The following is a 14,158-nucleotide window of genomic DNA, read 5'->3' on the forward strand; positions in this document are numbered from 1 at the left end:
TCCTAAGATATAACCATCAGAGTCACTCCAATATAATGAACAATAAAGAAGCAGTCCACCTATTTTTTACGAGGGACTGCTTCTTTGCATATTTAGTCTACTTAGCGAGATGGACTCTATTTGTTATCAATCATGTAAATCATCATGACATGGTTACCTGCCACTTCATAATTCAGCACAAATGTGTAAACTCCCTTATCTTCATTAGAAAGATCAAGTGTGAATTTATCTGGATTTGCTGCCCATTCGTTAACATCAAATATTGTTTCATTAAACGTTGCATTATTACGAACGCCTGCTGTAGTAGGGATAACATAGTTGCCGTCAATATTTTTAACTACATTCGCAACTTCAACGATCGGCCCTTGTAAAGTACCCACTTCAACAAATTGAGGATCTGCAATTAAGTTATCCAATTTCGTTAAGTCTTGCAATGGCGAGAAGTCTGCTACTTCATTACCTGCAATATCAAGAGTTACTAGATTTTTCGCATATTGTAAACCATCAAGTGATCTAACTCTTCTAGAGTCACAAGTTAGTGTCGTAAGGTTGTACATATCGCCCAGTGTGATCTCACCCGTTATTGCTAAAGTCTTTTTAATCGCTTCATTTAAATACTTGTCGCTTATCGTAATGACTTGAGTAAAGTCTATTAGTGTTAATTCCCCTGTAGCTTTCTGCAGAGCTACTAAGGCCGCATCAATTTCAGCTTGAGTAGCATCTTCATTTGCAAGCACTGCTTCTGCACTACTTAAACTATTTTGTAATGCTGCAATACTTTCAGAAGTATAACCATCTAGTGAAATAGCATTCGTCGCTTCGATTGCCGTTACTAGATCGCTCGTATACAGTCGATCTCCGTTTGCATAGTGGAATTTCGCATCTCCCCATACTGCGTGGTCTGATCCGTTACCATTCCCTCCATCTGTTACGACTAGCTTAAGCTCTTTTGCACCACTGAGATTAACTTCAAGTTGTTGAAGCACGTCTCTTGAATTCATCAATCCACTATCGAATTTCTTCTCTCCATCTACATAAACTTCAAAGGTAACTGAACCTACAGTGTTATACATTTGTCGATCAACACCTACAAATGAAGTGAAGTAATTAACGTCTTTATCGGTTAGATCGTATACAATCGTAGAATTAGAATGTGCGCCAATTCCTTTAGCATACGTAACTTCGGCATTGTTTTCATCCGTTAATCGTAATACTTTACCACTAATGGCGATGTCTTTCTTAGGAGCAGTATAGCTATTTTGTGTAGACTTCCAGTCATAATCAGACACATACTTGAAGTCTTCCATATCCACTACAGCAATGATTCTTGTTTTTGTAATCGTGTTGCCATCTTTATCAGTAATAGTGTACGTGATTGGATACTGTCCCGCACGATTGAAGTTAACTTTCTCTTCACCAGTAACGACAACTTGCGAAGTGATATTGCCATCTTCAGCATCGATAGCTAAATACTCAGCACTTACTGATATTGCTTGTCCTACTTTAGTTGAAGTAGACGCTCCAATTGTAAGCTCAGGTATACTATTCAAAATTAGAAACTTAGCATCTGCAAAGTTTCCGTGATCAGAAGCATTACCGTTACCTGCGTTGTCTACAATTAGTGTTAATTGTGCAATACCTTTAACTGGTATTCTAACGAATTGGGCTTCAGTATTGTATTTCATCAACCCACTATTATATACTTCTTGACCATCAGCCATAATCTTAAAGATGACACTAGAGTTATTTTGAGCTGAAATATTACGGTCAACGCCAATATACGTTTCGAAATACTCATAGTTCGTATTACCAACGTTATATACGATCTCTGAATTGGCATGTGTTCCTATCCCTTTTGCAAATTCTTTCGTTTCACCATTAACAAGTAATTTTATTGTGGCGTTAGTGCTTGATTTATCTTTTCTTACAACATTATAATCTGTTCTTGCAGAATCCCATTCCACATCAGTTGCGTATTGACTAGAACTGTACACGACAACTGTTCTTGTTTGTGTAACTGTATTTCCATCGCTGTCCGTAACTGTGAATTGTATAATGTAAGTACCCGTTTTATCGGTATTGAATTCGTTCAATTGCACATCAACTTGTTCAATTAAGTTTCCATCTTCGATATCAAATGCTTCTACACCACTTAAAATATCGAATTCATCATTTAACTTAACGACTCCCATCTCTTCAGGTACAGTTAATGTTGGCATACTAGAATTGTTAGTGAATTTGGCATCAGCCCATACCGTATGGTCATAATTATTACCATTATTATTAGCATCTGTTGTAACGAGTTTGATTTCTTTCGCTCCTGTTACAGCTACTTTTACATATTCGTGTTCCGTATTTGATAGGAATACCCCACTATTGAATACTTTTTCTCCGTCTACATATATTTCAAATGTAGCGGAAGATGGTCTACCTTTGGCTGCTTGATCGATACCAATATAACTTTCAAAGAAGTCATAACCTCTTCCTTCAATATTGTAAATCACTTCAGAATTGGCATGTGCAGCAAGTCCTTTACTATAAGTTACCGGAAGTCCATGTCTATTAAGTGTAATGATGCCTCCATTAGCGGCTTTATCTTTCTGGAAAGCCCCCGAGCCTACTTTGGCTGATTGAGCATTCAGATCAGAAGCATACATATAATTACTCGTAACTGTAACGTTTGTCGTCTTCGTTTCTGTTGTCTGTTCATTCTTCACTTCATATACAACCTCGTAATTCCCTTTACGTGATACATTAACATTATTGGATTTTACAACAACTTCACTCGTAATATCCTTACCTTGATAGTTCGTTGCCTTCACATAATTCATAGGATCAAACGGTTGATTCAGCTTCAATGTCACTTGATCTTCAACGGATAACGTTGGAATGAATGCCTTAACCGATAATGGATTAAGCGTATTTAGCTTCTTATCATAGCCGATAATCGTATAAGTATAGTTCACGCTCGGATCTATATTCTGATCAATGAATTGATCCGTACCAGTGAATCCTACAAGTTTATCGTTTCTATAAATCTCATAGCCTAAGAAATCTTCTTTAACGGATTTGTCTATCGTAAAGTTTAATGTATTAGACTTTGCAGTAGCATTAGCAGTAATACCTACTTTTATCGCTATATCTTTGCTAGTTATTCCCGTTCCTTCATAATTAATTAATGTATTATTCAAATACCAAAGTTTTTTTGGGGCAGGATATACAGCTGTTTTCTCTCTTGTCTCTGGATTAACTGTGAATCCATGTCTAGCAAAATAACTACTTAAATCCATGCCAAGCACTTCTGAAGAAAACTCCACTAAATACTGTTGCTTAGAATTATCTCCGTTAGCAAGAGAAACCTTGCGTTCACGATACATTCTATTCAGCTCCGTCCAATATCCTGGATGAGCTAATTCTAACTGCCAATATGCTCCAAGGGCCGCGAAGAGAGGCTGATCATTCATTACTACTTTATTTTCTTCGATAACGTATTTATAGATAGTACTTTCATAAGGAATACGGTTATCTATTGCGACACGGTTATCTATAGAATTAGCATGAACCGACATTAACATGGATAGCATGTTATTCGTTATTTCTCCATATTCGCGTTCACCAACAGCTAAACGGTGCCCAATCTCGTGATTCAATCCCCAGCCAGGGTATGACTTATTAAAGTCAGCTAACATCGTGCTCACCGTTCCCATTTGGATACCGGTATGGTCACCTGCTGCATACATCGCTCCAAATGGTTGCATTAATCTAATATTTTCGCGAATCAATTTGGGATCATGAAGGATACTACTACCATCAAAACCGTAGAAGTCGAACATTGTCTTCATCCAGGCATCATAGCCAGTAATCGTATCCATAGGATTATTACCTTGCGTTATAAACGTGTTGTACGCTATTGTAGCTGTTCCTGTAAATATAACATGATCACTTACCATCTCTACGACATCGATTAATTGACGATCTTTAACGTTTGGATTTGCAGCTTTATCTGCATCTAATCTTTGTTTATAGTCAATTAAGAAAGTCTTAAATTCTTCTGGATCTGTATCTGCCGTCATAAATGGTATTTTCTCTAAACCTTCAAAGCGTATAAGCGGTGCTTTTCCTTGTTCCTCAGCCGTATATGGGTTAACAATATATACAGTACCACCTGGAGTTACATCATGAGCATAATAACTATTTTTTGCAAATCTAGGTACTGTAATTGTATTTTTACCTGGACGTAATTGTATTGATGTTGCCCAAACGTTCCAAGCAGCCTCTTGTTGAGAAAAGACGACTGAAGGCAGCTTATCTGTAGACTTTACATCTACATAGATATTAACTGTTTCTCCCGGCATAGCTACAAAGCCAGTCGGCTGATTATTCACGCCAAAATTCACTCTCAAATTTTGCTGTGCATGTTTTCGCATATCTCCACGTTGCTCAGCTGTTATGATTGTACCTTCAAGATCTACTTCACTGTTTACTAGCTTTTTAGCCAATTCTAGTTGATCTCTGAACATAGAATATAACGGATGAGCTTGCGCTTCCGTATCTAATGCATTAATTTTATCTACTTGATTGTATGCTGTTACAACTGAACTCATTGTGCCATCTGTGAAAATATCACTAATAGCATCTCTAACTTTATCTTCCATGTAGAAAGAAAATTCTGCAGCACTTGCCCAATCTTGATTCGCTTTTGTAAATACGAATTTAATTCGTTTGAATTCTGTCGCTGCAAATTTTATTTCAATAGTATGACCTGTTGATCCTTTGTACTCACCTGTCGATACAAGTGTAAAATCATCGCCATTATCTGTAGCAGAGCTATAAATTTCAAATTGCTGCGCAAAACCTTTGCCAGGAGCACCAGATTGTCTAGCAGCATAGACGATTCTATCTAATGATGTAGATTCATTAAGATTAAAAATGACTTCATTAGTAAATATTGCGCTATTTGGCTTGCCCGTTTCCCAATGGGTAGCCATATTTCCATCAATAGCTTTTTGAATCTGTGAATTAGGATAATTGCCACCGTTATTCGTAATTGATGCAATATTAGCGTTATCCATTTTGTACACTGCATTGTAATCCACTAGAACGTCTTTACCATAAAGATCAAATGGTGCTGTAGAAGCTTGGTTAACGTTATTCACGTTATTCTCTACTAGCGTTCTCACTTCGTAATTACTTTGAACTTGATTAGCAAATACTGGAACCGCGCCTATTGAAATATTAATTAACAGCGCTGCAGATGTCGCGATTGCGATCATTTTGTTCATGATTCTACCTCCCGATTAATGATTATGTATTGCCTCTCCACGAAAAAAAAGCTACCCCAGAGAGTAGCTAATCGTACGAAAAGTTAGACAATTAAGACGCCATAACATATGACGTCGGCTTTATTCAACTTTTAGAAACAAAAAGCATAATATACTCTTTGGCAACTGGCTGACATAGTTATTACATAACTTTAGTCCCTGTAGCTTTGCGTCCCTACATTTCTATAGGTTTGCCTATTAATAATACAAACAGTAACATAGCATGCCCGCATATTACATGAACAATTGGAATCAAATGAAAAGTAGGTATAATAACCTTTATTTTAATGATTTTTTATCGATAATCACGATATGATCACTTTTATCTATAACTTATCTCCTACACTTTTAAAAAATATGTTATTTTACCAATTAATTATTGTAAATAATGTATCTTTCGTACTGTATAGTTCATTAAGTTATACCTCAACTTCATATACATTTCACAATGACATCATGATATACAAATCAAAAACAGCATCCATTCGTTAGGATGCTGTTACTAAAGTAAATATTATTTTTTCATGTTCACTTTACGTCTAATTCTCAATCTCAATTACACTTTGAATTTATCTATTAATTTCCTCAAATCCTCTGCCATATGCCCTAAGTTAGCAGCAGATGTAGATACTTCTTCCATTGAAGCATTTTGCTCTTCCACGGACGCAGCTACACATTGTGTACTATATGAAGATTGTTGTGATATTGTAGATACCTGTTCCATAATACTAACCATCTCATGTGAATTAGCGTTAACTTCTTGTACGATAGCGGCAACTTCTTGACTTTGTGAAGAGATTTCAGCAATGGCTGTTACAATTTCATGGAATACAACACCCGTCTGATTAACTTGCTCCATCCCTTGCTTAACTACCTTCGTTCCGAGATTCATTGATTGAACTGCTTTATAAGATTCAGCTTGAACTTGTCCGATTAGTTCACTAACCTTGTCAGCTGACTTGCCTGATTGGTCAGCTAGTTTTCTTACTTCATCTGCAACAACAGCAAATCCTTTGCCGTGTTCACCTGCGCGTGCAGCTTCAATGGCTGCGTTAAGAGCTAATAAGTTCGTCTGACTAGCAATTTGTGTGATAACTTCAACCACTTCATCTATTTCTTTTGATTTCTCTTCTAACACATGAATTACTTTTGCCGTCTCATCAACCGTTCGATGTACTTGATTCATCTGAGCAATAGCTTGTGTGACCGTCTCCGTACCATATTGGGCATTATCATTAACGGTAGCAGAGTAATCTGCCATATTCTGAATTAATTGCGAAGCTTGATCCATGCCTCTAGAAATTTCTGCAACAGATTCATTAGCAAACGACAAATTCGTTAATTGTTTTTCTGAGCCTAATGCAATTTCTTGGATAGCAGTGCTTATTTGTTCAGATGCTTCACTCGTTTGTTCCGTGCTTGCCATTAGTTGTTCTGATGATGCCGCAACATGATGTGATGTATCTTGCACTCTAGTTAAAATAGCGTTAAGATCTTTCGTCACTTTATTAACAGATTTCATTAATACTCCTGTTTCATCGTTACTCTTAACTTCAACCTCTTTTTGAGAAAGATCGCCATTAGCGATAATTTCTAAACAATTAGCTGATGCTTTAATACGATTGATGATCGGTCGAGTAAGTAAGAAATAGAGTAACATTGCTATCGCAAGAATTATTATTGCTTCTATAATAACATCTCGAACAATCTCTTTAGATATATTTATAATTCTTTCATTCGCATCTGGAGCACCAACATACCATATTCCAATAACTGAACCCCCGTTATCTTTAATCGGCATATATGCTGCTTGATATGTATGGCCCACCACATTGGCTTGACCTAGATATATTTCCCCCTCTTTAAGCACTTTTTCCGCTACTGCATCCGAGACTTTTGTCCCAACTGCTCGCTTGCCATCTATCATAACATTGGTAGTAACACGTGTATCTCCAAGGAAAATAGTCGCTGTGTCTCCGTTAGTCAGCTCCCCAATTATATCCACAATATCATAGTTATCATTAATTAAAGTTTCACCTTTATATAACTTCCCTTCTTCGACATGCCAAGGCCCTGGGTGTCGAAGATCAATAATGGCATACCCTGTCTGCAAATCAGACTGTGCTTTCTCAAGCGCTTCTCCTTGAATCGTCTCCTTCATTCGGACCGACTCTTGATAACCCATCACAGCAAAAGATAAGATTAATATGAGTATAGATAGCGCAAAAAGCTTGGTACGGATCGAAAATGATGACATTTTCTTAAGTAATGGTTCCATTGTAATTCCCCTTTGAAATGATAGTTTCAGTTTTTAACCGTTATTGTAATGTAAGAGGTAAATATATTGATAATGATCAATAATTATTTGCAATATCAATAATTTACATATAACCCAATATCATAATGCAATTGATAGATAAGTCATATATGGATTGCATTATAAGTATACAATAAACTCCAAATCTTGCGAAGCAACCATAATGAATTACGTATAATTTCGAACTAAGTTAAGCATCTTATTAGTATAGTTTTTTCTAAATATTAACTACTAGGATGTGTTCAGATGAAGCCCCATTACTTTACATCGCCCCTAACAAATCGCGACAATAATGACATAGCTCAACAGTCTGAACCTATAATTACAACTGTTTTCCGTTCAATAGCAGAAAATATTAACTACCTTGAGATTAATTTTCTTAAATCACAGGACCTCAAAAACCGTCGCTTTGTATTTAATCAGAAAGAGTGTATTGCGTTTTATTTCGAAACACTTGTTGATCAAGATAAGCTACAACAAAACTTTTTTCTCCAGCTTTCTGAATTTACTAGCAAATTTAATGAAGCTAATTATCCTTTTAGAAATTTGTCAAATACAACAAGCCTAGATGAAGTAACACAAAAATTGCTTGCAGGATTTTCGGCTATCTATATCGATGGCGAACAACGTGTTTTTTTCATTGAAACAGCTGCTAATTTTGCAAGAAGTTCAAGTGAACCTGAGAACGAAAGAGTCATTAGAGGCTCGCATCAAGGCTTTGTAGAAAATTTAACAATTAATTTGAATCTGATTCGACATAGAATTGTTGATAAAAGTTTATATGTTGAATATATAACACTCGGTGATAGATCGAATACAAAGGTTGCCTTAACTTATATAAAAGGACTTGCTGATGAGAATATTGTAGAAACAGCGCTCACAAGATTAGAAAGCATTTCTACTGATATGGTGTTCAGCACAGAATTTTTAGAAGAGTTTATAGAAGATTCGACAGCTTCCCCATTTCCACAAATGTTAAATACGGAGCGCCCCGATCGAGTAGAAGCTAATCTGATGGAAGGTAAAATCGCGATATTGTCCGAAGGATCTCCTACAGCATTATTAATCCCTTCCACTTTCTTTGCGTTTTATCAATCTCCTGATGACTATAATAGCCGTGTTTATGTAGGTACTTTCATTCGTGTCATACGACTATTCAGCTTTGTCGTTGCCGTCACATTACCAGCTATCTATATTGCGGTGATCGGATTCCATTACGGAGTAATGCCGCAACAACTTGCTATTACTGTTAAAGGATCCATTGATAATATTCCTTATCCTCCATTGGTTGAAGCTTTTATTATGGAATTGACAATCGAGTTAATAAGAGAGGCTGGTATTCGGCTTCCTTCCGCAATCGGAACGACGATCAGTATTGTTGGAGGTCTTGTTATTGGCGATGCCATTGTGAAGGCCGGACTAGTTTCAAATACGATGATTGTCGTTGTTGCAATGACTGCTATTGCTTGCTATGTCGTTCCATCCAGTGAGATGAGTTCCGCTGTTCGATTGCTCAGATTCCCAATGATGCTTGCAGCATCCATATTAGGATTTGTTGGCATTGTATTTGGTTTGATGATTTTGTTAATCCATCTTTGTAAGCTAGAATCATTTGGTTCCCCATATTTCGCTCCTGTCGCGCCTTTTCGCTGGAATGGCTTAAAAGATGCCATTCTAAGAATGCCGATATTTTGGAACAAAAATAGACATATCAATCGTTACTCCAAAAAAATGAAGAAATAATCCGCATCGAGGAGCCCGATTCCAGTGATAAAAGCTGAAAATAAAATTTCTCAATTCCAACTTTTTTTTATCATCCTTCAATCTCAAATTGGCATTGGAGTCATATCCTTACCTTATAATGTGTATAGAACTTCAGGTAGTGATGCATGGATTTCAGTATTTATTGCAGGTCTGTTTATACAGTGTGCCATAGTTATTATATGGTTATTATGTAGTAAATACCCAGAACTTACCGTCTTTGAATTAATGGTTAATATTGTAGGAAAACCTGTAGCTTTTTTCTTGAAAATCGGATATATTATCTTCTTTTTTCTATCAGCAATATTAACTGCCTTTCAATTTGGCCAGAAGGTTAATTTATGGATACTTCCACGCACACCGATTTGGGTCATAACGGTTCTCCTTGTCGTAATTAGTGTATATTGCGTAAAAGAAAATTTGAAGGTAATGGCTCGCTTTTTTGTCGTGGTATCGCTATTGTTAGTAGTTCTACTCTCATTTACACTTTTTGTACTAAAGGATATTAACATTTTATATCTTTTCCCTATAGGAGAAAGCGGATTTTTCAATATGGTAAAAGGTTCGACGAAAGCTACATTCTCTTATCAAGGGTTTGAATTACTGTTAGTTGTATTCCCCTATTGCCTAGGAAAAAGTATCGGGAAATTGAAAGTTTCTCTTTCAGCTAATGGATTTGTTACTATCTTTTATACATACTTAACGTTTGTAACGATCACCTATTTTGGTCCCTCGGCACTAAAGTTTATACCTGAACCTATTCTATACCTTATGAAATTCAGATATTTCAATATTATTGATAGAGTAGACCTTCTGTTCTTTTCGATCTGGGTCGTATCTGTTTCCACTTCATTTATGATGTATCTATATTTGTCTTCGCTCGGTATCACTCATTTGTTCCGCAAAAAAGATCGTACGACCTTTGTATATTTCTCAGGAGCTGCAATGTTAATTGTTGTACTATTGATACCAGTTAATAGTAAGGTCATTCATATATTAGAAAATTTCATTAATTACTATGGAATTGTTTTCATCTTTATAGTACCTACTCTCCTTTTAATCGTGTCAGTAATTCGCAGTAAAAAAGAAAAGGAGGATACACCTGTATGAATCCATCTCGGAAGCTCCTACTCGTATGCTTCTATATTGTTTTGTTAACTGGTTGTTGGGATCAAAATTTACTTAAAGATACAAAATTAGTTATGACCTCAGGATTTGATGTGACTAAGGAAGGAAAGTTACTAGGTACAATTGTCATTCCTATATTTACTTCAAGTGAAGGAGGGGCTAAGGTTGCAGAGAGTCAAATCGTATCAGGAGAAGGCGATACAACGATGGATATCGAGAAAGAACTTGATCTTAAAATCTCAGGGCAATTCGATGCCTCAAAAATGATCGTCATTTTATTTGGTGAAGAGTACGCGAAGCAAGATATTCGGCCAGGGCTTGATCTATTTTATCGAGATTCCAAACGTACCCTCGTTTCTAATGCTGCTGTTGTAAAGGGGCGTGCAAATGACCTTCTCAATATTAAACTTAATGAAAAGGGTAGTATTAGCGCATATCTTGATGGTCTATTTGAAGGTGCTCAAACGGATAGCGTCATACCGCGACAAACTAGACCTATGTACTCTGATCTTTACGATCCAGCAACTGACATTATATTACCCTTCATTGAATCCAAGGGAAATGAAGCACAATTCATTGGATTGGCTTTGTTCGATGATGCAAAATATACCGGGCAAAACTTAGATACTACTGAGTCCACAATGTATATGTTATTAGCTGATATGAGGAATAAATACGCAGAAATTAAAGTCAAAGTACATGAGAACGAAGTTCCAGAAAGTAATAACTATATTTATATTAGTGTATTAAAATCAGATCGCAAATTAACTGTTAGGGGACAAGATCCTGACAACATTTCTGCCCACATTCAGTTAAATTTAAAAATCGAAATAATCGAAGATCCAAAAAATAATTTAGACTCTTTCAAAAAAATTGATGACTTAGAGAAGGTAACTACTGAAAAGTTAACGGAGCTAGCAAATACAGTTATTCAGAAACTTCAAGAAGCAAATTCAGATAGTCTCGCAATCGGAAGGAGATTAATTGCATATCATCATAATACTTGGGAAAAAATTAATTGGACCGAAAAGTATCCGACCATCGAGTTTGATACAAACGTTAAGGTGGAAATCGTGAAACACGGGATTTTCAATTAATCTAATTTCCGTAATTGAATAGATAATCGGAGTAGATGATAAGTGCCGCTTAACCTTGTTCAACGATTTATTGTTTAGATGAATTGCAAATAAATCGTTGAACAATAGTTTTATGAAGCATAAACACATGCTTGTAGTCGAAATAGAACTTACATTTATTCCGTTAATTCCAACTCTATCTTACACTTACACGCAGCTTTGCTATAAAACGATTTAGCTGCTCCGTACACAATAACATCGCTATTGCAAATATCGTAATAAATATAGGGAAAATTCCGATATTTATATTGGTTGCCAGCAATCCTAGTAGCGGAGGAACTAATGTACTACCCGTATAAGCAGCAGCCATCTGGAATCCCATAATTGACTGCGCATTCTTTTTCCCAAAGCGTGCAGGTGTCTCATGCAACATACATGGGAATATTGGTGCTAATCCTAACCCTACAATCATAAAGCCAATCAGAGAAATGATAGAAGGTAACGGTAATACAAGTAATATAGCACCTACTAAAGCAATCAACTGACCATATCTAATTAACATTCGGCTACTCATTGCGAATGTAATAAATCCAGTAATCATTCTGCCTACTGTAATGCCTATATAAAACCAAGATACCCACTGTGCTGCTGTTGCTGCAGGTAAGCCTTTCATATTTACAAGAAAACTACTACCCCATAATCCCATACTAGCTTCAATTCCACAGTAGAATAAGAAGGTTAACATTGCTAGTTTAACCCCTTTGATTTGCCATGGTTTTTTCGTCTTTGCATGTTGCTCAAGCTCTTCGTTTGTTCCTTCGCTTTGAGCTTCTGCCTTATTAGCCATACTTTTTTTCGCTACTTTATCCCACAGTGGCAAAGAAACGAATATTATAACAACAAGAATGAATTGAATACAAGCAACCGTGAAATAGCCTTGTCTCCAAACTTTATCTTCAGCAATAAACGAAGCCATAATAATTGGACCTAATGTCGCACCTACACCCCAAAAACAGTGCAACCAACTCATATGATGTGCCTTGTAATGGAGCGCTACATAGTTATTAAGACCAGCATCTACAGCACCCGCTCCAATACCAAGTGGAATCGCACAAATGATTAGCCAAATAAGCGAAGGTGACCATGAAAATCCGAGTAAAGCTACTGCTGTCAGTAGGCAACTCACTAATGTCACTTTACCTGTACCAAACCGCTCGATAATGACACCACTGAATAAACTAGATACAATCGTACTTCCTGCAATAACCATAGAAATAATGCCCGCTGTACCTAATGATGCATTGAGATCTCCTCGCATGACAGGCCATGCAGATCCTAGTAATGAATCGGGCAAACCCAAACTAATAAAAGCTAAATAAATAATAATAAGAAAAAACGTTGCCATTGGTATCTGTACTCCCCTGTGTTAGTCTTCTATTCGTTGCGACATCAATACACTTAATCCCAAACTCTGTAATCCACTCAAATAATCATGTTTCAAGTTACTTGAGGCTAATAATGGAAGATGTTCTTTCGGTACGTACACCGCACTTTGCTCAGTAATTTGTTGAAGCATAGAAGTGTCGATTTCCTCTTCACACAAAATAAAATAATGAGGATTTAAGATCGATGTAACTGTTCCTACTAATCGACTAATCGCATCTATTCGCTTATCTATGTGTAAGTTTTTTGTCGCTTCAGTTTCTTCGGTTATTAATGCTTCTAAGAAGGTTTGCTCATTATATTGTGGAATAAATTGAACTTCCCCCGAGAAGAACGTTTTCCCACGTACAATACGACCATTAACAACGATACCTGCCCCAGGTCCATTCTGCCCTAGATACAAATAAAACATTGATACATCTTCACTCGATTTTCGCTGTGCCATATAACCGATAACTGCAGCATTCATATCATTTTCAACGACAGTAGCTATCGATAATTGCTCCTCCACTAACTGCTTCAAATCAACATTTTGATAATGTTCATACCCTTGGATATAAAATGCTTTCCCATTATCAACCGCACCAGGAACTCCAATCGATACCGTCTGAATGGTTGGATGGAACTCTTTTTTATTGCTAATAAACGTTATTAAATGTGATACCTCTTTCATGAGAATACTATCTGTACTACCTTGCTCAATAACATCTCCTAAGCAATTAAAAACGGTATAACTCGTTTCGCTTTTCTCCAAAATGATAGCTAACCCTAGCATGTAATTCGAATTATAGGTGTATCGCTTTGCTCTTCTGCCCCCACTAGATGTATCAAATCCAACAGATACTACTTCACCTTTACTTTCCATTAGAGCGAGAAATTTGCTTATCGTCGGAAAACTAATGTCTAGCTTCTGGCTCAATTCAATCTTCGTAGCATTTCCTTGTGCTAACAATACAGACCGAATACCACCTACAATAGTTAATTTCGTATGTTGCGAAGTAAGTCGTTGATCGCTCACTGTACTCCCCACCTATTATCATAGTGACTTATTAAATGCGTTTAATAAGTCACTATGATAATATCAGCAATCTGTTTTGCTGACAAGAGAATAA

Annotated in this window: 7 protein-coding genes and 1 riboswitch; of the genes, 3 read left to right on the forward strand and 4 right to left on the reverse strand. The window is 36.5% G+C overall.

Features of this window, described 5'->3' with window-relative positions; genetic code table 11:
- Positions 1-116 precede the first annotated feature (116 nt).
- Positions 117-5,282 (reverse strand): NPCBM/NEW2 domain-containing protein, encoded by a 5,166-nt coding sequence (locus NAG76_05590; protein ID URN95719.1) that lies wholly within the window; start codon positions 5,280-5,282, stop codon positions 117-119.
- 157 nt (positions 5,283-5,439) lie between these two features.
- Positions 5,440-5,527: riboswitch (cyclic di-GMP riboswitch) on the reverse strand.
- 350 nt (positions 5,528-5,877) lie between these two features.
- Entirely contained in the window at positions 5,878-7,599 is a 1,722-nt protein-coding gene (locus tag NAG76_05595; GenBank protein ID URN95720.1) for a methyl-accepting chemotaxis protein, read from the reverse strand.
- Between the two features lie 285 nt (positions 7,600-7,884).
- On the opposite strand from NAG76_05595, the gene NAG76_05600 reads away from it, so the two are divergent.
- Genes NAG76_05600 through NAG76_05610 form a run of 3 tightly spaced genes read left to right on the forward strand, consistent with a single transcriptional unit; the run spans position 7,885 to position 11,624 of the window.
- A complete protein-coding gene (locus NAG76_05600) occupies positions 7,885-9,381 on the forward strand; it encodes a spore germination protein (GenBank protein URN95721.1) in 1,497 nt (498 codons plus the stop codon).
- 24 nt (positions 9,382-9,405) lie between these two features.
- On the forward strand, positions 9,406-10,509 hold the full coding sequence (locus NAG76_05605) for a spore germination protein (GenBank protein URN95722.1): 1,104 nt from the start codon (positions 9,406-9,408) through the stop codon (positions 10,507-10,509).
- The gene (locus NAG76_05610) at positions 10,506-11,624 is read left to right on the forward strand and encodes a Ger(x)C family spore germination protein (protein URN95723.1); all 1,119 of its coding nucleotides are present in this window, start codon (positions 10,506-10,508) and stop codon (positions 11,622-11,624) included. Before NAG76_05605 ends, NAG76_05610 begins: the two co-directional genes overlap by 4 nt.
- Positions 11,625-11,799: 175 nt before the next feature.
- On the opposite strand, the gene NAG76_05615 is transcribed toward NAG76_05610, so the two are convergent.
- Positions 11,800-13,008: an MFS transporter gene (locus NAG76_05615; protein URN95724.1), complete on the reverse strand. Its 1,209-nt coding sequence runs from the start codon at positions 13,006-13,008 to the stop codon at positions 11,800-11,802.
- A 21-nt stretch (positions 13,009-13,029) separates the two neighbouring features.
- Positions 13,030-14,064, reverse strand: a complete 1,035-nt coding sequence (locus NAG76_05620; protein ID URN95725.1) for an ROK family protein — start codon at positions 14,062-14,064, stop codon at positions 13,030-13,032.
- Between the last annotated feature and the right edge of the window lie 94 nt (positions 14,065-14,158).

The sequence above is a fragment of the Candidatus Pristimantibacillus lignocellulolyticus genome (genome assembly GCA_023639215.1).
GTDB lineage: Bacteria > Bacillota > Bacilli > Paenibacillales > Paenibacillaceae > Pristimantibacillus > Pristimantibacillus lignocellulolyticus.

What these genes read in the sequence shown, in the direction of transcription:
- NAG76_05590 (URN95719.1), bottom strand. Translation starts at nt 5,282, where the DNA reads ATGAACAAAATGATCGCAATCGCGACATCTGCAGCGCTGTTAATTAAT.
- NAG76_05595 (URN95720.1), bottom strand. Translation starts at nt 7,599, where the DNA reads ATGGAACCATTACTTAAGAAAATGTCATCATTTTCGATCCGTACCAAG.
- NAG76_05600 (URN95721.1), top strand. Translation starts at nt 7,885, where the DNA reads ATGAAGCCCCATTACTTTACATCGCCCCTAACAAATCGCGACAATAAT.
- NAG76_05610 (URN95723.1), top strand. Translation starts at nt 10,506, where the DNA reads ATGAATCCATCTCGGAAGCTCCTACTCGTATGCTTCTATATTGTTTTG.
- NAG76_05615 (URN95724.1), bottom strand. Translation starts at nt 13,008, where the DNA reads ATGGCAACGTTTTTTCTTATTATTATTTATTTAGCTTTTATTAGTTTG.